Source organism: Haloarcula vallismortis ATCC 29715, assembly GCF_000337775.1.
Taxonomy (GTDB): domain Archaea; phylum Halobacteriota; class Halobacteria; order Halobacteriales; family Haloarculaceae; genus Haloarcula; species Haloarcula vallismortis.
This window is the reverse complement of record NZ_AOLQ01000009.1, coordinates 1-20,780: the sequence shown is the minus strand read 5'-3', so window position 1 is coordinate 20,780 and position 20,780 is coordinate 1. Positions and strand designations below refer to the sequence as shown.

Below are 20,780 nucleotides of genomic sequence, written 5' to 3'. Positions count from 1 at the left end.
CGGTGGACCGAAATGAAACGATGGTGCCGCTCAGTTAGGCCGTAACTGGAGATAAGCCGACCGGAAGACACCGTCGTCAGGAGCACGTGCAGTGGTGTCACTAGAGTCACAAGATAAATGCCGCCGCCGCCTGATACACAGGTAATGGTCCTCTCGGACGTTTTGCTCGCCCCCCTGGGACTGGTGGCCCTTCTCCTTTCGGTACCGATTGTGGTGCTGTATCTTATCCGGCCGGATCCGCAGGAACGCACGCTGCCGACGTTCCAGTTCCTCGTCGCCGGGGAGCGCCAACAGTCAGCGACGCCGTTCCTCGAACGGATCTCACGCAGCCTTCTCCTGCTGTTACAGGTGCTTGTCGTGCTGGTACTCGCAGTCGGACTGGCGACACCGTATATCACCGTCTCCGAGCGGGCGACAGTGGAGGAGACAGTCATCGTCGTCGACACGAGCGCGTCCATGCAGACCGACGCCGACGGCCAGACACGCTTCCAGCGAGCCGTCGCAGCCGCCCGAGAGGAGGTGACTGGGACGACCTCTATCGTCACTACGACCAACGGTGGCGAGGTGGTGCTCCAGCGCGGCACGCCGACAGCGGCGGAGGAAACGCTGGACGGACTCAGCCCAACGGACACCCCGGAAACGCTCAGCGGTGCTATCTCGCAGGCGACCTCGCTGGCCGGCGAAAACGCCAGAATCGTCGTCCTGAGCGATTTCGCTGGCGAAGAGTGGGCCACCGCGGTCTCGACGGCCCGCGGACGCGGCCTCTCCGTCGACCTCCAGCAGTTCGACGGCGGGGGCGACGCGAACGTCGGCTTCATCAACCGGCGGTTCTCCGGCTCGGCGGTGACACTGTCGGTGAAAAACTACGGCGACTCGGCCGTCACTCGGACCGTTCGGCTCGGCAACACACAGCGAGAACTACAGCTCGGGCCTGACGACGTGGGTTCAGTGACGCTACCGGTCCCGGCCGGCGGGAGCGAGGCCCGGCTCAGTCCGGGCGACAGTTTCGCGACGGACGACAGCGTCTATATCGCCGCGCCGGCGGACACAGCTGTCGACGTACTGGTGCTGACAAACGACCGGAACCGGTATCTGACTACCGCGCTGTCGGTCGTCGACCGGGTGAACGTGACAGTCAGGCAGCCGCCGACGACGATTCAAGGCGATTACGACGTGATTCTGTACAGCAACGTCGACAGGAGTTCGTTGCTCCCCGGGAACGTCGAAAGCGGGCGCGAGCTGGTCGAGGACGGCGGCGGCGTGGCGGTGCTGGCACAGAATGACCTCCCCCAGCGGTACCGGGACCTCCTGCTCATCGAGCCCGGCGAGATTCGAACGGGTGCGACAGTAGGCCAGACGGCACAGACACAGCTCACCCGCGGTATCGACTTCCAGCCCCCGGACGAGTACATTGCCGGGTCGCTCCGCTCCGGCTCCGCGCAGGTGCAACTGGGCGACGGGACGCCCCTCATCGCGACCGAACAGCGAAACAGCGGGCGCGTCATGTACTACGGCTACATCGAGGACCGGTCCAGCTTCAAGTTCAACTACCAGTACCCCGTGTTCTGGAAACGAGCGGTCTACTACCTCGCGGACAGGGACCAGCTCCCGGCACTGAACCATGAGACCGGTGAAACCATCCGGTTCGGGAACACTACGGTCGAGGGGCCGACCGGCTCCGTCTCCGGGAGCTCGGTCCCACTCCAGCGGGCCGGTTTCTACCGCACCGAGAGTCGGCAGGTGAGCGCGTCGCTGCTGGACGAGGGCGAGTCAAACACCAATGTCGAAGCGCTCGACGGGCTCTCCGGGACAGCCGGGAACCTTACTCGGACCGAACAGCGGTCGGTGCCACAGCCGCTGACCGAGTACTTCGCGCTGGGCGGACTGGTGCTCGCACTGGCCGAGATCGGCTATCTGCGCCGGCGGGGTGACCTCTAATGACGGTTTCCTACACCCTCGCGGAGGGCCTGACCGTCGGCGTCGAGCACCTCTGGCCGCTAGTCGCCCTGCCGGTCGCCGTCGGCCTCCTCGCGTATCTCGTCCGGCGGGGCGAGGGCGGGCCGCGGTCGGCCTCGAACCGGAGTCGCCGCCTCCTGCTTGCCAGCCGCGTGCTCATCGTCTGCCTGCTTGTACTGGGCGCGATGGGGCCGTACACTGTCCAGACCAGAGAGACGCCGGGCGAACCGGGTGTGACACTCCTCACAGACGAGTCCGCGAGCATGGGCGTCTATCCGAACACGACCGACGAGTTGGTACAGGACATCGAGGGCGAGGGCGTTCCGGTGACACGAGCGACCGTCGGCAGCGGGCCGAACTCGCGGATCGGCGACGGCGTGGTGGCGAATCTTCAGGAGAACGGAACGGTCGTCGTTGTCTCCGACGGCCGCGTCACCGACGGGCGGAGCCTGTCCAGAGCCGCAGAGGACGCCGGTGCGCTCAACGCCACGGTCCACAGCGTCCGGCCACAGTCGCCACGCACCGAGCACGCCGTGGCGATAACAGGGCCGTCGACGGTGAGCCGCGGGGTCCAGTCGCAGTACACCGTCTCGATGCAGGGCGTGAGCGTCCTCGAACCAGTGCCCGTCGAAGTGACTATCGACGGCGAGACGGTCACCGAGGGCGAACTCCGGCCGGACGGCACGCTCACCGTCGACCACACGTTCGAGGAGATCGGGTCACACCGCGTGACTGCGACGCTGTCCGGTGACGACGAGTACGCGCGAAACGACGTGTTCTACAAGAGCGTCCGCGTCGTCGAACAGCCCGACGTGCTGTACGTCTCACAGGGCCAGTACCCGCTCCGGAACTACCTCGACTCGTTGTACAACGTCTCGACAGCCTCGTCGGTGCCGGCGGACCTCGACGACTACTCGGCTGTCGTCATGCAGGACACCCCCTCGGGCAACATCGGGAACGCCACCGCGCTGCAGGACTTCGTCATCAACGGCGGCGGGCTGGTCGTCGCAGGCGGTGACAACGCCTACGAGAACGGCGGCTACGAAACATCGCAAGTGGCCTCGATGCTCCCGGTCCGCGTCGGGAACGCGACCGGCGGCGAGTCGAACATCGTCATTCTCGTCGACGTGTCCGGCAGCGCCGAGAGCGGCCTCTCGATACAGAAAGCCGTCGCACTGGACGTGCTCGACCAGCTTGGCGACGAAAATCAGGTAGGTGTCGTCGCGTTCAACCACAACGCCTACCGCGTCTCGGAGATGCAAGCGCTCGGCCAGAACCGGGCGGAAACCGAGGACAAAATCCGACGGCTCAGCAGCGGCGGCGCGACGGACATCGCCGTCGGGCTTCAGGGGGCCGACGAACTGCTGGGCGACCGCGAAGGGACAATCATCCTCCTCAGTGACGGCCAGGACCGGCTGGGCCCGCCAGCGGCCGTCGCCAACCAACTGGGCCGTGAGGGGACCCGCGTCATCTCGGTCGGTGTCGGCAAGCGCGTCGGCGTCGCGACGATGCGCCAGATTGCCGGGGAGTCCGGTGGCTCGTACTTTGCCGCGGACGAGACCGAGCGGCTGCGACTCCTCTTTGGCGGCTCCTCGCGGCGCTATCAAGGGGAGAACCTCACCATCGTCACTGAGGACACGTTCATCACCTCCGGCGTCGAGCTGACGGCCAATCCCGGCCAGGCGAACAACGTGCAGGTCAAGCCCGGGGCCGACTATCAGGTCGCCACCGCCGACGGGAAGCCGGCCATCACCTCCTGGCGGTTCGGGCTGGGCCGCGTGGTTTCGATCACCGCCTACGATTCGGGCAACACGATGGGCGGGCTGCTCGACCGGCCGGACTCGCTGGTGGTAACCAAATCGGTCAACTACGCAGTGGGTGACCCCATGCGCACGCAGACCGGCGTCATAGCGGTCGGCGATGCCCGGGTCGGGAGTCCGACAACGCTGACCTATCAGGGAGAGAACCGCCCGGAGGCGGCGGATATCTCCTTCCGTCAGGTCGGCGACGGCCGGTACCGCGGCGAGTTCACGCCCAGAGAAGCGGGGTATCAGACGACACTCGACACCGAATACGCGGCGAACTACCCCGTCGAGTACGGTGCCTTCGGCCCGAGTGAGGCCCTCGATGCGCTCATCGAAGCGACCGGCGGGCAGACATTCAGTCCGAGCCAGGGCGAACAGATAGCCAGAGAGGCACGCCAGAAATCCACCCGGGTCCGCACCGTTCGAGAGAACTGGGACTGGGTCGCCCTGCTCAGCGCGCTCCTGCTTTTCACCGGCGAGGTGGTCGCCCGGCGTGTTCAAGTGTACCGCGGTCACACCTCCCTGGAGAGTGGTCTCCCGTGAGCGCAATCGGTCGCCGTATCAACCTCGGACTCGTACTGTTCGTCGTCCTCTCGATGGTTGGCACCGGCGGAACGACGGTGCTGTATCAGGACTCCGCGAGCGAACTGCGGTCGCAGAATCAGGAGCTCCGCCAGCAGAACGCCGAACTCCGTGACAATCTGGACACCACCAGGAACGAACTGGAATCTACCCGGAGCCGCGTCAGCGAACTCGAAGACCAGCTGGAGACGCGGTCGGAGGACGTCGATCAGGTCGCGACCAACCTGAACCAGACAGAAGAGCAGTTGAACGCCACGGAGAGCCAGTTAGCAGAGACCCGGCAGTCGCTCCGCGAGAGCGAGGACCGCGTCGAAGAACTGGAAGGGACAGTCGATGACCTGCAAGACGAGCGCGACACGCTCGAAAACGAAGTCGATGACCTCGAGTCGACAATCGACGACCTAGAGAGCGAAAACGAGGAGCTCGAGGACAAGCGTGAGGAATTGGAGGACCAGGTGTCCGACCTGCAAGACGATATCGACAGTCTGGAATCACGAATAAGTACGCTCGAAAGCGATATCGAGGACCTGGAAGACGAGAATCAAGAGCTGAGAGACGATATCGAGACGCTCTGTAGCCAGCCGGAGAACACTGACAAACCCACCTGTGGGGACTACTGATGGACGAGCAAGACACGAACAACGGAGAAACCGACGGGGAAGACGCGCCTGCAGCTGAACGGGCACAGGCACGCAAGCGCATGGCCGACGCCATCGCCGAGGTCAGACGCGAGGGCAAGAAGGCGGCGTTCATCTACGCCATTGTCGACGCGGTGCTGCTCTTTCTCCTGGTGAATATCTTCCTGACTGTCCTCTCGCCGACTGAACTCCCGACACAGGTGTCGGTTCCCGCGGCGGTGACGGACCCGGTCGGGGCGGCTGTCGGTCGCTCGATATCGGGGCTATCCTTCCCGACGGGCGCAGTCGTCGGCATCGCCGTCGGACTGGTCTGGTTCCTCGGCGAGTATCTGTACCGGGTCCGGCAGCCGCTCGTCGAGCAGTTCGAGGCGGCAAACGCGAACGTCACCGACGCGCTCCGGACGGCGCGGGATGCGGTCGCAGACGGGGCCGAGACGCGGATGGCCGCCCGGCTTTACGAAGACGTCCTCGACAGCCTGAAACAGAGTTCGAGCGTCGCACTCGTCGACAGCCGACGCCTGCTCGGGACCCTCGTCGTCATCGTGCTGCTGAGCCTGGCGACGGTACAGGTGGCTGTCGTCGATATCGCTCTCCTCGACCGGGACCCAGTAGAGACGGAGTCACCGAGCGAGCGGCCCAGTCAGTACGAAGGACTCGAAGACGGCGATGCGATACTCGGCGACAGCGAGGACGTACAGGCCGGCGATGAGAACCTCACCGCCGAGATCGATTCGACGGGCGGCGACGAGGAAATCGACCGAGAGCAGTCGTTCCCATCGTCGCCGGACATCGGGGAGCCGGGAAGCGGCGGTGGCACGGTCGACAGCCAGCAGGCCGGATTTGCCGGCCAAGAAGACATCGAAGACGCGGACCTCATCCGCGAGTACAATCTCAGGATACGAGATCAGGACACAGACGACGAGGATACCGACCCATGAGCCCAGAGCAAGACATCGACGAACTACAGCAGAAGATCGCGAACGCACGTGAACAGATCAGCACGCGAATCGTCGGCCAGGAGGAGGTACTGGAGCAACTGCTCATCTGCATCCTGGCCGACGGCAACGCCCTGCTCGAATCGAACCCCGGACTGGGGAAGACAACGATGGTCCGGACCGTCGCAGAGGTGACCGATCTCCAGTTCTCCCGGATCCAGAACACCCCGGACCTGATGCCCTCAGACATCACGGGGACCGAGATTATCCGCGAGACCGACAGCGGTCGTGAGTTTGTTTTCGAGAAAGGGCCGGTGTTCGCCAACGTGGTGCTGGCCGACGAGATCAACCGGGCGACGCCGAAGACACAGGCCGCCCTGCTGGAAGCGATGCAGGAGAAGCAGGTGACCGCCGCTGGCGAGACCTACGAACTGCCGCGGCCGTTCTTTATCCTGGCCACCCAGAACCCCATCGACCAGTCCGGAACCTACGCGCTTCCGGAGGCACAGACCGACCGTTTCATGCTGAAGCTGCTGGTCGATTACCCCGACTACGAGGAGGAGCGGACTATTGTTGACATGTACACCGCCGGGAAGAAACAGGTGCCTGTCAAGCGCTCGCTGACCCGCTCGGAGATACAGGAGATACAGCAGCTAGTCCGCGAGATGCCTATTGCCGACGACCTGCGCGACCGAGCGGTCCAGCTCGTTCGACGGACCCGCGAGGCCGACGACATCGAGTTCGGGGCCAGCCCGCGAGCGAGCATGGCGCTTGTCCAGACGGCGAAAGCGCGGGCCTTCCTTCAGGGCCGGTCACACGTCACCGGCGCAGATATCGAAGCACTGGCCGCGCCCGTCCTCCGCCACCGGATTATCGTGGACTTCCGGGCCGAGCGGGCGGGCCGGACGGCAGACGACCTCATCGCGGCCCTGCTGGAATGACTATCGAGCCGGACTTCCTGGACGAACTTGGCCGGTTTACCGCCGCCTTGAACCGTCAGACCACCTCGATTCGGCAGGGCGATCAGGAGTCCCCTCGTGTCGGCGAAGGGCTCACCTTCAGCGACTACCGCCGCTACTCGCCGGGCGACGACACCCGACGGATCGACTGGAAGCTGTTCGCCCGGACTGAAGAGTACTTCATCAAGCAGTACGAGGAGGAGCGGAGCCTGACCGTCCACCTGCTCGTCGACACGAGCGCGTCAATGGATTTCGGCGACGCAACAAGTCACAAGTTCGAGTACGCCGCCAAGCTCGGGCTCGGCTTCGCCTACCTCACCGCAGAGGAGAACAACGACTTCCAGTTCTGTACGTTCCGTGACCGAGTCGAGCGCATCGACACTGGCCAGTCGAACCGCGGCGAGATACTCTCGCTTATCGACCAGTTGAACGAGGTGACACTCGAGGGGACAGCCGATTTCGAATCCGCGCTAGAGGCGTACGCCGAACGCATCCGCTCACGCTCACTCGTCGTCGTGTTCAGCGACTGTCTGACCGAGCCGGAGGAACTCGAATCCGGCGTCGCCGCGCTCGTACGTAACGATGCCGACGTGCTGCTGGTCCGCGTGGTCGCCCCAGCGGAACGGGACCCCGGCGTCGTCGGCGACGTGCTGTTTACCGACCCCGAGAGCGACGAGACGCGCCGGTCGTATTTCAGCGGCTCACTGGCCGAAACGTATCAGTCGCGGCTCGACGCCCATGTCGACTCGGTTTCAAATCGCGTGACTGCGCTGGGTGCGGACCACGTGCTGGTCGATACTGGCGAAGACTACTTTGACTCGTTTGCGAGCATCTGGCTGCAGTAGCCAGACGGCGGCAGGGTCGGCTTACTCTGCGAGGATGTGTGCCGGCAGGTCGTCGCGGATGATCGTATCGCAGTACTCACAGCGGACGCCGTCGTCGCCGACGGCAAAGCGCGAGTCGACGGGTTCTGCCTCGGTCGTGATGCAGTTGTGATTCGGGCATTCGAGGACGCCTTCGACGACCGACGGCCGCTCGACACGGCGCTTCTCGACGACATCGTAGTCACGGATGATGTTGATCGTCGCCGCGGGAGCGATGAGCGAGAGCACGTCAACCTCGTCCTGAGAGAGTTCCCGGCCCTCGACTTTGACCACGTCCTTGTGACCCAGACGGTCTGAGGGCATGTTCATTGCGACTGAGACGGAGTCACCGCTGGTGCCGTCGATGCCGAGAATCGCCAGGACGTTCAGCGCCTGGCCGCCCGTGATGTGGTCGATGACGGTGCCGTTGCGAATCTTCGAGACGCGGAGTTGCTGGTCGTTGTCGCTCATTGGTCGCCTCCGAGCATCAGGTCGAGCAAAGCCATCCGTACCGGGACGCCGTTGTGGGCCTGCTGGAAGTACTGTGCATGGGTGGTCTCGTCGACATCGTGAGCGATCTCGTCGACGCGCGGGAGCGGGTGCATCACGGTCAGGTCGTCCTTGGCCGCCGCAAGCGTGTCGGCATCGATCTGGTACTGGCCCGCGACTTCGCGGTACTCGCTCTCGTCGGGGAACCGCTCTGCCTGAATGCGTGTCACGTAGAGCACGTCCAGGTCGGGCAGAATCTCGTCGAGGTCGGTGTGCTCACGGATGCCCGCACCGGCCTCGTGGAGGTCGTAGCGGACCGAGCGTGGGAGCTGGAGCGATTCGGGACTGATGAAGTGCTGTCGGGCGTCGACGGTCGTGAGCGCGTGGGCCAGCGAGTGGACGGTTCGGCCGTACTTCAGGTCGCCCATGATGCCGATGGTCAGGTCCTCAAAGCCCGCGTTCTCACGGATCGTGTAGAGGTCGAGTAGCGTCTGTGTTGGGTGCTGGCCGGCTCCGTCGCCGGCGTTGACGAGTGGCACGTCGACGAACTCGCTCGCCATCTTCGCGGACCCCTCCATGGGATGCCGGAGTACGAGCGTGTCGGTGTAGCCCTCGACGACGCGGACGGTGTCGGCCAGTGACTCACCTTTCTTCACGCTCGAGGACTCGACAGAGCCCATGTCGACGATGTCGCCGCCGAGGCGTTTCATCGCCGTTGTGAAGCTCATCTTCGTCCGGGTACTCGGCTCGAAAAAGAGGAGCCCGAGCAAGGTGTCGCTATGCCGGTTCGCGAACGCCCCCGGGTCAGCCGCGATGTCAGCCGCGTGGTCGAGCACCGTCTCGATGTCGCCCCGCGAGAGTTGTTTCGCGCTGATGATGTGGTCGTGCCGCATTTCACTCGGTACCGCGCTCCGGACGGTCTTGAATCCCCCGACACGGGAATTGAACGGTCGCTTACATCATCAGGTTCGGCCTCGAGAGCGTCGACACTGACTCCGAAACCGAGGGCAGGAAGGCTAGCGACCGAAGTAGCTGTTCGGGTCAGGGATTGCTCTGCCAGACATCGACGCGTGGCTCGGTGTATGCCTTGCCGACGATATCAGGAACGCCGTCTCCGTCGAGGTCGACGACCTTCGCCTCGTGGGTGGGAATGCCGATGCCCAGTTCTTTCTGCTTGAAGTTCCCCGCGCCGTCGTTGTGGAACACGAACTGTCGCGGTTCGTGTCCCTCCTCAAGGCCCATTTCCGCGACGAAGATATCAGGATTACCGTCGCCGTCGAAGTCCGCCACATCGAGACTGTGCGGGTTCGAGAGGTCGTCGTGCAACAGCGTCAGGTTCCACTCGGGCGGGTCGAACACACCCAGTCGGGCCGGCCGGTCGTCGAGATACGGTTCGTCACCCTCGACCAGAATTATCTCCTGATCGCCGTCGCCGTCGATGTCCTCGATAGCGACGCGGGTACACTGCCAGCCTTCGGCGACCTGCTCCCGGTCCCAGCCGTCGTCCGTCCGGTGGAAGATGTTCGGGCCGGCAACGAGCTCGACTGCACCGTCCCCGTCGACATCCTCGACTGCGACGCCCTCGACGTCGAGGTCTTCGGCGATGATGTGGCGGTTCGTCACCGGCCACGGTTCTCGCGTTGGGTCATCGGGAATATCGTAGTAGAAGACGGTTTGGGACTCCTGAGACAGTCCGACGACCTCGTTCTGTCCGTCGCCGTCTACGTCCGCTACGGCGGTATCGTGATACTTCTCGAAGTCGTCGGTGATGAGCCGGCGCGTCCACTGCTGGCGCGGGTCGTCCGGAATCTCGAACCACCACAGCTTGTGCTGGTGGATGTTCTGGCCGGCGACCATGTCCGGGCGGCCGTTCCCTGTTATGTCGCCGAGCGAGCCCCCGACGGAGAGCTCTGGCGCGCTGGCAACGTCGTGGCGCTCCCAGCCCGGGTTCTCGTACCAGAACACGTTCGTCTGGAGCCAGCGGGCCAGCGGCCCCATGCCGAACACAGACAACAAGTCGACCGACTTGTCGACGAGCGGGAGATTGACCACGTGTTTATCGCCGAGCGCTCCGACGATGATGTCCGGCCGGCCGTTCCCCGTGAGATCAGTTGTGAGACAGAAGCTCATTGTGTTCGCCGGCGGCGAGGCTTCGATGCGCTCGTGGTGGAGGTTCATGTCCCAGCCGTTCGGGTACACCGGTATTGTTATAGCCGGGCTAACACCGGCCGATAGCGGTCACGAACTCGTAGCGGGCATCCGTGTCGGGATTCGGGATGGTTCGCGCTCATCGAGCAGGCGCGCAAGCGTGGTCGCCCCGTGAGTAATCTTCGCCTCCGGGTCGCCGTCGAGTTCGTTCTCGTAGATCACCCAGTCGACGCCGGCGTCAGTCGCGGCGTCGACGACCGCATCCATGTCCACGAGGCCCTCGCCATGGGGAACGTCCTCGTAGCCCCGGAACGGCCCAGTAGGGTTCACATCGCGGAGGTGCACCATCTGGATGCGGTCGCTACACAGCGAGAAGATAGCGGTCGGGTCGTAGCCGGCTTCGCGAATCTCTGCGACCTCCGGTTCGAACGTAAGCTCCGTCGGGGTGGTCCGAGCGACGAGGTTCCACATTGGGGTCTCGTTCGGTATCGTCGTCGGCTCGGTCGGCCAGCGTTCGGTCAGTAACCGGTGTGCGTACCGCCCGACGGCTGCGGGTACCGGCGTCTCCTCGATGATCGTGCCTACCCCGTCCGGAAGGAATGGACGGAACGCCCGGCGGCCTGTGTGGTATCCGAGCTGGATGTCCCAGTCTTCGAGGTCGGCCGCTGCGTCCCGGAGCCGGGAGGAGAGCGAACGGATATCGCCCCGGGTCCAAAGCTCAGACAGCGGGAGATGTGGAACGACAACAGTGTCACACCCCACTGTTCGACACCGGGCCAGCAGGTCTGACTCTCCGTTCAGGGCAGCCTCAATCTCAGGAAGGGCGGCGTGGACGGCGACCGGTTCGAGATCAGCGTCGTCAAGTGCTGTTGCGATGTCTCTGGAAGATTCCTCGTGGAACCGATATGCGAATTCGACCCCGTCGTAGCCTGCAGCGCCGACACGGCGGACGATTTCGGGGAGCGGTTCGGACAGGGTGCGGGTACTGTATAACTGAAAGGCCGTGTTTGGTCCACTGCCCATATGCCCAGTAGTGGTGTCCTCGTTATCGTTACACACACACTAGCAAGCGTCGTTTGGAGCGGACTCAAACCGGTCGACTGTCGGGACCAGCGCCAGCGGAAGAACAGACTGGCTACGGACAGGGAGGGGAGCATATAACGACCGTATAAAAGTAGGCAACGGCCAACCGACGTAAGTAAGCCTTTCCAGCCCAGTCCGGTTGCCAATGTTTCCGACCCCAGTGCAAGGGTTCAAGACACATAGACAGCCCACCCTCGGTATGCTCGCAATCGCTGGCGGCAAGGGTGGCTGTGGCAAAACGACCATCGCCCTCGGAGTCGGCCAAGCACTGGGAACGCCGATCAGACGGTCGCTGGTCGTGGACACCGACCGCGATATGCCGAACCTCCACCGTCGGGCCGGCGTCGATCCGACACCCGGAATCGCAGATATCACGGCCTCGGCTGCGCCGACCGCGGTCGCCAGGCACGCCACGGCCGTCGAGAACGTCGACGTACTCACCTGTCAGGATGCAACCGAAGCCGCTGTCGACAGTGCCATCGGCAGACTGACCCGGCCTGATCGCCCCGTGGTGCTCGACTGCCCAGCCGGCGCTGGGCCGGACGTTGCCCGCCCGCTTCGGGCGGCTGACAGGACAGTACTCGTGAGTTTGCCGACCCGTCAGAGCCTCACCGACACAGCAAAGACCGCAGCGATGGCCCGTGCGCTCGATGCACCGCCCGTCCTCACCGTCCTCGTCGGCAGTGACAGGTCCGTAGACCCATCGACCCTGCTGTGCTGCCCGGAAACGATTCACGTTCCGTCAGTGTCGAAGCCGCTGGAATCGGACCGGGCGAGGGCAAAATACGTCGAGATAGCGGACGTTCTCACCAAGCGGAATACTTAATCTCGTGGGAAAATAACTTTTCAGTGGTATGGCCAACCGGTTGCGAACGGGGATCGATGTCCTCGACAGAAAGCTCGATGGTGGCATCCCTGCGGGGAGTATCGTCGTGCTCTCTGCCCAGCCGGCTAGCCAGGCGGAGCTGTTCCTCTACGAACTCACCGCCACGCGCGGGACGCTGTGGCTGTCACTCGACCGGACCGCCGAATCAGTCATCGCAAGCATCGAGCAGACGCCGGCCAACACTGGGGACCCGACAGTTCGGCACATCTCCGGCGAAGCGCCACTCGACAACGCCGGCAAGCTCGTCTCGGCGCTGCCGGAAACCTCGAACCTCATTGTCGATCCGCTCGACGTGCTGGAAGCACAGGAGCCCCACTCGCGCTTTCGGGCCTTCATGAACGACCTGCAGAACCACATCGTCAACACCGGCAGCCTCGCTATCGTGCACTGTCTCGATGGCCGTGACGTGCCACCGCTTCGGGATACGACCGAGCACTTCGCCGACGTGGTGTTCCAGCTCAACACCACGACGACCGGTGACGAGGTGGAGAACCGTCTCGCAATTCCGAAGTTCCGTGGCGGGCGCGCTCCCACTGACATTATTAAGCTCAATCTCGTCGAAGAGGTCAGTATCGACACGAGCCGCGACATCGCCTGACACGAGTTCTACTCGCGGCCGGGCTGTGGCTCTCTATCTGTCGACCCAAACTCCGTCCCGACGAGTATCAGCAGGAACAGGCCGAGACTGACGCTGACACCCGCTGTCAGCCCGGTTCCGGTGCTTCCAGTCAACACGACCGTGCCGACGCCGAGCGCGATTCCCGGCGGGAGCGCGAGCAGTAACGGGTACACCAGCGAAACTCGCATGCGTAGTGATGACGTGTCGCGCGTATAACGGTTCGCCCGTGGTGGCCGTCAGAAAATGGCGGTCGCTCGGAGCGACACAACCGCTCGATGGCGCACACTCCTGCAGAACCGCTCGGCGTGCTCGCGGCGCAGTTACTCTTCGGCGCCTTCGATCTCTTCGACGATCTCCTCGGCGTCCACGTCAGCGTCTTCCAGCGCCTCCTCGATGTCAGCGCCGCCGGCACCGCCCATGCCACCCATCATGCCGGGCATGCCCATGCCGCCACCGCCGATCTCCTCCTGCACGATGATGCGGTCGATATCGAGTAGCTGGGTGAGCTGCTGGGCGATCTGCTGTTTGCCCATCATCCACTGCTGGTTCATCGTCAGCTGCGGCGTCGCCTCGATGTAGAGCGTTTCCTTCTCGACCTCGACGGTTTCGTACTCGGGCTCGGACTCCTCGTCTTCGTCGTCGTCGGTCTCGACGAGCTGTTCTTCCTCGACGGAATCGGTCTCGAACCAGACGTCGAGCTCCATATCGAGCATCATCTGGATGATGCCCTGTGCCTTCTCCTCGCGGTCCGTGACCTCCTCGAGAATCTCGTAGTCGTACTCGACATCCTCGCCGGCCAGCGGGTGGTTGAAGTCCACTCGCGCGCGGCCGCCGATGATGGTCTCGACGTGGCCGTGCTCGCCCTCGATGTCGACGTGCGCGCCGGGGTAGCGGTCATCCTCGGGAATCTTGTCCTTCGAGACCGTCCGGACTTCTTCCTCGTCGTACTCGCCGAAGGCGTCGGCGGCGGCGACGGTCACGTCGCCCTCGTCGCCGACCTCCTTCCCGTAGATGTCTTGCTCGACATCCGGGAAGATGTGGTTCTCGCCCAGTACGATGGTGCGCGGGCCGAACTCCTGCTGTTCGGTGTCGATACCGTCGTCTTCGGCGACTTCTTCGTCAGTCGTGTCGACAAGCTGGCCGCCGTCGACGGTGCGGGCGGTGTAGGCGAGCTTGACAACATCGCCCTTCTGGAGTCCCTCCGCCTGTTCTTCTTCGTCTGCGGTTTCCTCATCGACTTCAGTCTCAGACTCGTTGCTCATACCCTGTTCGTCAGTCGTGGCACTCTTAAGGACAACGTTTCCCGGTCAGCAGCGGTCGAGTAACTTCGGAAGTGACCGACTAATACTCGCTTTCGGCCAGCAACCGGTCGAACTTCTCGCGGTCGATGTTCCGCCCCGAGATTGGGAGGACAACCGTCTCGCCCCGTAGTTCCTCGCCAGCCTGAAGCGCCGCAGCGACAGCCGTCGCGCAGGCCCCTTCCATGACGATGCGGTCTGTCTCGAACAGGCGCGCTACGGCGTCTGCGATAGCGTCTTCGGACACGAGTCGAAAATCGGAGAGTCCCGCCTGCAGTATTTCCGTCGGAAGCGCGAACGGCACCCGGGTCGCGACGCCCTCGGCGATAGTGTCGACGCTGTCGAGGGCTTCCAGCGTCTCCTCCTGCCAGGCGCGATACACTGCAGGCGCGCCCGCAGCCTGTACACCGATGATATCTGTGTCGGTCATCGCCCCGAGGGTGAGACAGTACCCGGCAGCGGCGGTGCCACCACCGACGGGACAGAACACGCGGTCAACGTCAGGTCGTTTGTCGAGGATTTCGAGGCCGGCCGTGCCGACGCCGGCGAGCAACTTCGGTTCGTTGCCTGAGTGGACGTAGCGCGCCTCGCGCTGGGTCGCCAGCTCTTCGATGTGTTCGCGGGCCTCATCGTAGTCCTCGCCAAACTGGATGACCTCCGCGCCGAGTTGTTCCAGCGCGTCGACCTTTCCGGCGTTTGCTTCCTCTGGAACGCCGATAGTGACGGGGACGTCGAACTCACGTCCGGCCCAGGCGATAGACTGACCGTGATTCCCCGTGCTCGCGGCGAGTAGCCCGGCGTCGCTGAACTCCTCGTCGAGGGACGAAACGAGGTTCACACCGCCACGGACTTTGAACGCACCAGTCGGGAGCGTATCCTCACGTTTGAGCAAGACATCAGCGTCGAGGGCTTCAGAGAGGGCTTCGCTGCGGACCAAGGGCGTCTCTGGGAGGTGGTGTCGGATGCGTTGCCGGGCGCGCGCGACCGTGGTAACTGTCGGCGGCGTCAGGTCGTGATACGGAAAGAGGGTCGTCTCGTCCGGGGAGTCGATCGGTTCGTAGCGACCGGCCATACTACTACCCGAGAGAGCGGACACAGTAAATGGCGCGGTCGACGGGAGCGTTTTTCAGCGGCCCGGCCCAGCCCCACAGTATGTACGAAGTCGAGGTGAAAGTGCCAGCGGACATCGAGGCTATCGCGGAGCGACTCGACGAACTCGGGGCCGAGCAGGTCGATACGGTGATACAGACGGACACGTACTACGATGCGCCCCACCGGGATTTCGCCGAGACAGACGAGGCGTTCCGGGTCCGCCGTGAAACCAGAAAGGGGGTAACGAACGCGAAAGTCACCTACAAGGGGCCACTCCTCGAAGCGGAATCGAAGAGCCGAGAGGAGTTCGAAACCGGGGTTGAGGACGGCGACGGCATCGACGCTATCGTCCGACACCTTGGCTTCGAGCCGGCGGCAACCGTCCGGAAGAACCGCCGGGTGTATGAAACCCGAGAGTACGATGTCACGCTTGACGCGGTCGACGACGTCGGCGAGTTCGTCGAGGTCGAACGAGAGACCGACGGCGACATCGAACCTGTCCGGGAGGGTGCCTACGAGGTGCTCCGGGACCTCGGTCTGGACCCCGACGAGCAACAACGGACCTCCTATCTCGGCATGCTACTTAGCGATGCGAACGAGTAATCATTCGGCCGTTATCTGTTCCCGTAAGTTATAGAACCCGGCCAGACGAAGTCGAGGCAATGACCGAGCGGAACATCCACGTCCAACCTGCGAGCGGGCTTGCCGTCGAAGATCAGGACATCGAAGTCGTAGAGCGCAAGGGTATCGGCCATCCGGACTCCATCTGTGACGGCATTGCAGAGACGGTGTCGCGTGCGCTGGCACAGACCTACATCGACCGGTTCGGCACAGTCTTACACTACAACACAGACGAGACACAACTCGTCGCCGGCACTGCCGCCCCCGCGTACGGCGGCGGCGAGGTACTGGAGCCGATCTACATTCTGGTCGTCGGCCGAGCGACGAAGGAGTTCGAGGGCGAGCGCATCCCGGCGGAGAGCATCGCCCTCCGGGCCGCGCGCGACTACCTCGACGAACAATTCCCCCACCTCGACCTCGGGTCCGATGTCGTCGTCGACGTCCAGTTCGGTGAAGGGTCAGGCGACCTCCAGACAGTGTTCGGCGAGGAGGCAACAGTTCCGATGGCAAACGACACGAGCTACGGTGTCGGGCACGCACCCCTGACGGAAACCGAGCAGATCGTCCGCAACACCGAACAGAAACTGACCGGCGAGTACGCCGAGTCTAATCCGGTTGTCGGACAGGACGTGAAGGTGATGGGCAAGCGGGAAGGTGACCACATCGACGTGACCGTGGCCGTCGCGATGGTCGACGAACACGTTCCGGACCTCGAAGCGTACAAAACCGCTGTTTCGGACGTTCAAGCGTTTGTCACCGATCTCGCCGAGGAGTACACCGACCGTAACGTAACGGTCCACGTCAACACGGCCGACGATTACGACGCCGAGTCGATCTATCTCACTACCACTGGGACCAGCGCCGAGCAAGGCGATGACGGCTCCGTTGGGCGCGGGAACCGTGCGAACGGCCTCATCACGCCGAACCGGCCGATGAGCATGGAGGCGACATCGGGGAAAAACCCCGTCAACCACATCGGGAAGATATACAATCTTCTCTCGACAGAGATCGCCCAGTCTGTCGCGAGCGAGGTCGATGGCATCCGACAGGTCCAGATGCGCTTGCTCTCACAGATCGGGTCACCAATTGATGAGCCCCACGTCGCCGACGCCACGGTTGTCACTGAAGACGGCGTCGCGGTCGGCGACGTCGAATCAGACATCCAGACCGTGATCGACGACGAACTGGCCGACGTGACCGACATCACGCGGCAAGTCATCGAGGGCAACCTCTCGACGTTCTAAGACGACCAGGCGATATCCCTTTACTCGCTGGTAGTCAACTCACAGACATGCATCCCCCAGACGCCGACAGCGTACTCGTCCGCCACGGGGAGCTCGGCGTCAAGAGCGACCAGGTCCGCCGGAAGATGGAACAACAGATGGCGGACAACCTCCGTGCGATGCTCACCGTCCGCGACCTGTCTGGGGATATCGACCAACGGCGGAACCGACTGTTTATCCACACCGACCACCCCGAGGGCGTGACCACGGCCGCGGCCGACACGTTCGGCGTCACCTCCGCATCGGCAGTTACGACAGTCGACCCGACGCTATCCGCAATTGCGGACGCACTGGCAACGACCACGCGAATGCAGTACGACGGGGGCACGTTCGCCGTCGAGGCCCGCCGTGCGGGGCCACCGGCGGCACATCCCTTTTCGAGTTTGGATATCGAGTCCACCGGCGGGACCGCTATCGGAGCGGTAATAGCGGAACTGGGCGGTGAGCCCGCTGTCGACCTCGACGACCCCGATTTCGAGCTGTTCGTCGAGTGTCGCGCCGATCAGGCGTACGTCTTCTGCGAGAAATGTGCCGGCCCGGGCGGACTCCCGCTCGGAACCCAGCAACCCGTCGTCGGACTCGTCAGCGGCGGCATCGACTCGCCCGTCGCTGCCTGGAAGCTCATGAAACGCGGCGCGCCGGTGGTTCCCGTCTACGTCGACCTCGGTGACTACGGCGGCCCCGACCACCGGGCGCGGGCCGTTTCGACTGTCGAGACGCTCGCCGCGTACGCGCCCGGACACGACCTGTCTCTCAACGTCGTTGACGCCGGTGACGTCGTCACCGACCTCACGCAAAATCTCGGATCGCTCCGAATGCTCGTTCTCCGTCGGTTCATGCTCGCAGTCGCCGAGGCTATCGCGCACGACTTCGACGCTGTCGGCATCGTCACCGGCGAAGCTATCGGGCAAAAATCTAGCCAGACGAGCGCGAACATCGCCGTCACCGATGCTGCGACCACGCTCCCGGTGTACCGACCGAACCTTACCGTCGACAAGTCCGACATAACGAATCACGCGCGAACCATCGGAACGTTCGAGGACTCGGCAATCGATACCGGTTGCAACCGTATCGCGCCATCACATCCTGAAACCAATGCCTCGCTGGAAGCAGTTCGGACGGCCGAACCCGACGACCTGTTCGAGCGCGCCAAATCCTGTGCCCAGGACCGCACTGTTGTCCCCATCGAAAGCTAAATTTCCGGGGCGGGCCAGGGTTGAGCCATGACGCAGGTCTGTCTCGTTGGCACCGAGGACGTGAACCTTCGATACGAACTCCTCTCTCGCGAGACCGCGCGGAACGCACTCGCCACCTACGACCTGCAGGAACCGTTCGCGAATACTGTCGCCGTCGACACTGTGAGCCTTGGAGCGGCGGTGGCGCTACTCAACGACCTGAACTGGTATCTCGTCCGTTTCGCTGACGCCGCGTTCATCCGCGACCCATCAATCAGTGAGACAGAGTGGCTCTCCCGGAACCTCGCCGCGTCGATCCGGGATGACGACGTTATGCCCGCAGATACAGGTCGTTTTCTCAAGGTGTACGGTATCGTCGAATCGAACAGGGCGAGTGATGCTGATGACGAAGCCACGTCAGAAAAAGAGTCAACGCCTGACACACAGGCGACGGAAGCCGGCGGCCCACCGGAACTGGTCGAGCCAATGCTTCTGACGCGGACCGGCGACACCATTCCTGAGTACGATCTTCAAGACGTGGACGAAACGCTCATCGTCAGAGTGACCGAATCGGAGTTTGGGGCCTGAGTTTACCCACGTTACACGCAGCACAGACCGTCCTCAGTCGAACATCCCGGTCGACATGTATCGCTCGCCACTGTCCCAGTAGACTGTGACCACGAGCGGATCATCAACGTCATCCGCAACGAGTTGCTCAGCCACCTTCCGTGCGGCGAGGTTCGATGCGCCAGAGGACTGGCCGATGAGGATTCCCTCCTCGCGGGCGAGTCGTCGACACTCGTCTTCCGCGTCCGCGAGTTCGACCGTCAGCACGTCGTCCAGCAGGTCGGTATCGAGGTTATCACTGACGAACCCGGGTCCCATCCCCTGGAAACTGTCCTCACCAGTGCCCGGCTCCATCCCTGAGAGAACGGCGTTGTCTGCCGGCTCGACCGCGATAATATCCATCCCGGGGAACGCTTCACGCAGTCGACGGCCAGTGCCGGTGAGTGTCCCACCGGTACCGACACCCGCAACCAGCGCGTCGATGGTCCGGTCGCCCACCTGTTCGAGTATTTCCTCACCCGTCGTCTCGTAATGTGCTCTCGGGTTCGCCGGGTTCTCGAACTGCCGGACCTGCACGTGGTCGTCGCGTCCACACAGTTCGTCCGCACGCTCTTTCGCGTCGGAGATGTCCCCCTCGACCAATTCAATGTCTGCGCCGTAGGCCTTCATTATCTGGCGGCGCTCGGGCGACTTCGAGGACGGCATCACCAGCACCACGTCGTATCCCTTTGTTGCCCCGACCATCGCCATCCCAATGCCAGTGTTCCCACTCGTCGGTTCGACGAGCGTATCACCCGGTTCGAGCGTTCCGTTCTGCTCGGCGTCGTCGATCATGTACTTCGCCGGCCGGTCCTTCGCGGATCCGCCGGGGTTGAACGACTCGACCTTCGCCGCGACTGTCGCCCCCTCCGGCGCACGAACCGAGACCAGCGGGGACCCGATTGCTTCGAGAATGGAGTCTTTCATCGCCGCCGGCTACGCGGCCCCGACTTAAACGCCTACTGAAGGTCCCAAACGGTTCGCTGTCTCCCGGGACGCGGCAGCGCTTTCCGGCACCACCCCCTAAGTGAACATGTTTATGTCGTCGACCGGCAGTACCGAGTAATCGACCGACAGCGTGTCCTTCGTTGCCCGAACCTTGCCGACGAACGCGGAGATATCTTCGAGTTGTCCCTCCAAGACGAACAGTTCCATGCAGTACCGGTCGCCGACGTGGCTGTGGAAGTTCGACGCGACGATGGACTCGTGATCGTGGCGGAGATGCATCATCTTCTCTTCGACGGCCGTTGTCTCGTAGTCGAACAGCACCGTGACGATAGCCATCAGTTCGCGGTCCTCCAGTCGCTTGTCTTCGAACTCGCCCATCAGATTCCGGACCGCTTCCCGAACAACCTCGCTGCGACCTGTGTATCCGTGTTCGTCGGCGAACGTGTCGATTCGCTCCTCCAGTTCGTCCGGCATCGAGATACTTACAACGCCCATGTATTAACTCAACACCGATAGAGTATTAATAGTTCATATCCACCCGCATAGACTGGAGTTACGATGGGTAACGCTGCCGCCAGCTCGCATCATGTGAGCGCCTTGCCTGTTATACTGATAGCTCTCACACTGTATAAATACAGAAAACCCACTCGGGAGAGATGTCTCTCCTGAGTGGGCTAAGAGGTATGAATGGTGGCGGCGAACCGCGTTTCCCAGAGGCTCGCGCACTTCAGTACTCCCCGGAACGCTGGTGGGCTTATCTTCCGTGTTCGGGATGGGTACGGGAGGCAACCCCA

21 protein-coding genes and 1 rRNA gene are annotated in these 20,780 nt (G+C 63.3%); 12 read left to right on the top strand and 10 right to left on the bottom strand.

What is annotated here, in order from left to right:
- Positions 1-144: 144 nt before the first annotated feature.
- From C437_RS03360 to C437_RS03335, 6 genes are read left to right on the top strand one after another with little or no spacing between them, the layout of a single operon-like run.
- The gene (locus C437_RS03360; RefSeq protein ID WP_004515469.1) at positions 145-1,938 is read left to right on the top strand and encodes a vWA domain-containing protein; all 1,794 of its coding nucleotides are present in this window, start codon (positions 145-147) and stop codon (positions 1,936-1,938) included.
- Complete coding sequence (locus tag C437_RS03355) at positions 1,938-4,304, top strand: VWA domain-containing protein (RefSeq protein WP_004515468.1); 2,367 nt, start codon at positions 1,938-1,940, stop codon at positions 4,302-4,304. The genes C437_RS03360 and C437_RS03355 overlap by 1 nt, the downstream gene beginning before the upstream one ends.
- The gene (locus C437_RS03350; protein WP_004515467.1) at positions 4,301-4,963 is read left to right on the top strand and encodes a DUF1664 domain-containing protein; all 663 of its coding nucleotides are present in this window, start codon (positions 4,301-4,303) and stop codon (positions 4,961-4,963) included. Before C437_RS03355 ends, C437_RS03350 begins: the two co-directional genes overlap by 4 nt.
- Positions 4,963-5,919, top strand: a complete 957-nt coding sequence (locus tag C437_RS03345) for a DUF7502 family protein (RefSeq protein ID WP_004515466.1) — start codon at positions 4,963-4,965, stop codon at positions 5,917-5,919. The genes C437_RS03350 and C437_RS03345 overlap by 1 nt, the downstream gene beginning before the upstream one ends.
- Entirely contained in the window at positions 5,916-6,857 is a 942-nt protein-coding gene (locus C437_RS03340; RefSeq protein WP_004515465.1) for an AAA family ATPase, read from the top strand. Before C437_RS03345 ends, C437_RS03340 begins: the two co-directional genes overlap by 4 nt.
- On the top strand, positions 6,854-7,720 hold the full coding sequence (locus C437_RS03335) for a DUF58 domain-containing protein (protein WP_004515464.1): 867 nt from the start codon (positions 6,854-6,856) through the stop codon (positions 7,718-7,720). Before C437_RS03340 ends, C437_RS03335 begins: the two co-directional genes overlap by 4 nt.
- 21 nt (positions 7,721-7,741) lie before the next feature.
- Here C437_RS03335 and pyrI read toward each other — a convergent pair whose 3' ends face one another.
- From pyrI to C437_RS03315, 4 genes are all read right to left on the bottom strand, one after another.
- The gene (pyrI, locus tag C437_RS03330) at positions 7,742-8,209 is read right to left on the bottom strand and encodes an aspartate carbamoyltransferase regulatory subunit (protein ID WP_004515463.1); all 468 of its coding nucleotides are present in this window, start codon (positions 8,207-8,209) and stop codon (positions 7,742-7,744) included.
- Positions 8,206-9,120 (bottom strand): aspartate carbamoyltransferase, encoded by a 915-nt coding sequence (gene pyrB / locus C437_RS03325; RefSeq protein ID WP_004515462.1) that lies wholly within the window; start codon positions 9,118-9,120, stop codon positions 8,206-8,208. Before pyrB ends, pyrI begins: the two co-directional genes overlap by 4 nt.
- Before the next feature lie 148 nt (positions 9,121-9,268).
- Complete coding sequence (locus C437_RS03320; RefSeq protein ID WP_241431628.1) at positions 9,269-10,405, bottom strand: FG-GAP repeat domain-containing protein; 1,137 nt, start codon at positions 10,403-10,405, stop codon at positions 9,269-9,271.
- A gap of 60 nt (positions 10,406-10,465) precedes the next feature.
- Positions 10,466-11,398, bottom strand: coding sequence for a sugar phosphate isomerase/epimerase family protein (locus C437_RS03315; protein ID WP_004515460.1), 933 nt, complete (start codon positions 11,396-11,398; stop codon positions 10,466-10,468).
- A gap of 259 nt (positions 11,399-11,657) precedes the next feature.
- On the opposite strand from C437_RS03315, the gene C437_RS03310 reads away from it, so the two are divergent.
- Together C437_RS03310 and C437_RS03305 are read left to right on the top strand one after the other, a co-directional pair.
- On the top strand, positions 11,658-12,284 hold the full coding sequence (locus C437_RS03310; RefSeq protein ID WP_004515459.1) for a MinD/ParA family ATP-binding protein: 627 nt from the start codon (positions 11,658-11,660) through the stop codon (positions 12,282-12,284).
- A gap of 28 nt (positions 12,285-12,312) precedes the next feature.
- The gene (locus C437_RS03305; RefSeq protein ID WP_004515458.1) at positions 12,313-12,942 is read left to right on the top strand and encodes an RAD55 family ATPase; all 630 of its coding nucleotides are present in this window, start codon (positions 12,313-12,315) and stop codon (positions 12,940-12,942) included.
- Positions 12,943-12,950: 8 nt separating this feature from the next.
- On the opposite strand, the gene C437_RS03300 is transcribed toward C437_RS03305, so the two are convergent.
- The 3 genes from C437_RS03300 to C437_RS03290 form a co-directional block, all read right to left on the bottom strand.
- A complete protein-coding gene (locus tag C437_RS03300; RefSeq protein ID WP_004515457.1) occupies positions 12,951-13,151 on the bottom strand; it encodes a hypothetical protein in 201 nt (66 codons plus the stop codon).
- Between the two features lie 132 nt (positions 13,152-13,283).
- Positions 13,284-14,225: an FKBP-type peptidyl-prolyl cis-trans isomerase gene (locus C437_RS03295; RefSeq protein WP_004515456.1), complete on the bottom strand. Its 942-nt coding sequence runs from the start codon at positions 14,223-14,225 to the stop codon at positions 13,284-13,286.
- A 79-nt stretch (positions 14,226-14,304) separates the two neighbouring features.
- Positions 14,305-15,333, bottom strand: coding sequence for a threonine ammonia-lyase (locus C437_RS03290; protein WP_004515455.1), 1,029 nt, complete (start codon positions 15,331-15,333; stop codon positions 14,305-14,307).
- 80 nt (positions 15,334-15,413) lie between these two features.
- On the opposite strand from C437_RS03290, the gene cyaB reads away from it, so the two are divergent.
- From cyaB to C437_RS03270, 4 genes are read left to right on the top strand one after another with little or no spacing between them, the layout of a single operon-like run.
- A complete protein-coding gene (gene cyaB / locus C437_RS03285; RefSeq protein ID WP_049919585.1) occupies positions 15,414-15,956 on the top strand; it encodes a class IV adenylate cyclase in 543 nt (180 codons plus the stop codon).
- A 59-nt stretch (positions 15,957-16,015) separates the two neighbouring features.
- On the top strand, positions 16,016-17,218 hold the full coding sequence (locus C437_RS03280) for a methionine adenosyltransferase (RefSeq protein WP_004515453.1): 1,203 nt from the start codon (positions 16,016-16,018) through the stop codon (positions 17,216-17,218).
- 47 nt (positions 17,219-17,265) lie between these two features.
- On the top strand, positions 17,266-18,453 hold the full coding sequence (locus C437_RS03275; RefSeq protein ID WP_004515452.1) for a tRNA sulfurtransferase: 1,188 nt from the start codon (positions 17,266-17,268) through the stop codon (positions 18,451-18,453).
- Between the two features lie 27 nt (positions 18,454-18,480).
- The gene (locus C437_RS03270) at positions 18,481-19,020 is read left to right on the top strand and encodes a DUF5804 family protein (protein ID WP_004515451.1); all 540 of its coding nucleotides are present in this window, start codon (positions 18,481-18,483) and stop codon (positions 19,018-19,020) included.
- A gap of 33 nt (positions 19,021-19,053) precedes the next feature.
- Here the strand turns inward: C437_RS03270 and C437_RS03265 are convergent, their stop codons facing one another.
- From C437_RS03265 to rrf, 3 genes are all read right to left on the bottom strand, one after another.
- A complete protein-coding gene (locus tag C437_RS03265; protein ID WP_004515450.1) occupies positions 19,054-19,965 on the bottom strand; it encodes a PLP-dependent cysteine synthase family protein in 912 nt (303 codons plus the stop codon).
- A 96-nt stretch (positions 19,966-20,061) separates the two neighbouring features.
- Entirely contained in the window at positions 20,062-20,481 is a 420-nt protein-coding gene (locus C437_RS03260; RefSeq protein ID WP_004515449.1) for a CopG family ribbon-helix-helix protein, read from the bottom strand.
- A 193-nt stretch (positions 20,482-20,674) separates the two neighbouring features.
- Positions 20,675-20,780: ribosomal RNA gene (gene rrf / locus C437_RS03255) — 5S ribosomal RNA — on the bottom strand; the annotation flags it as partial.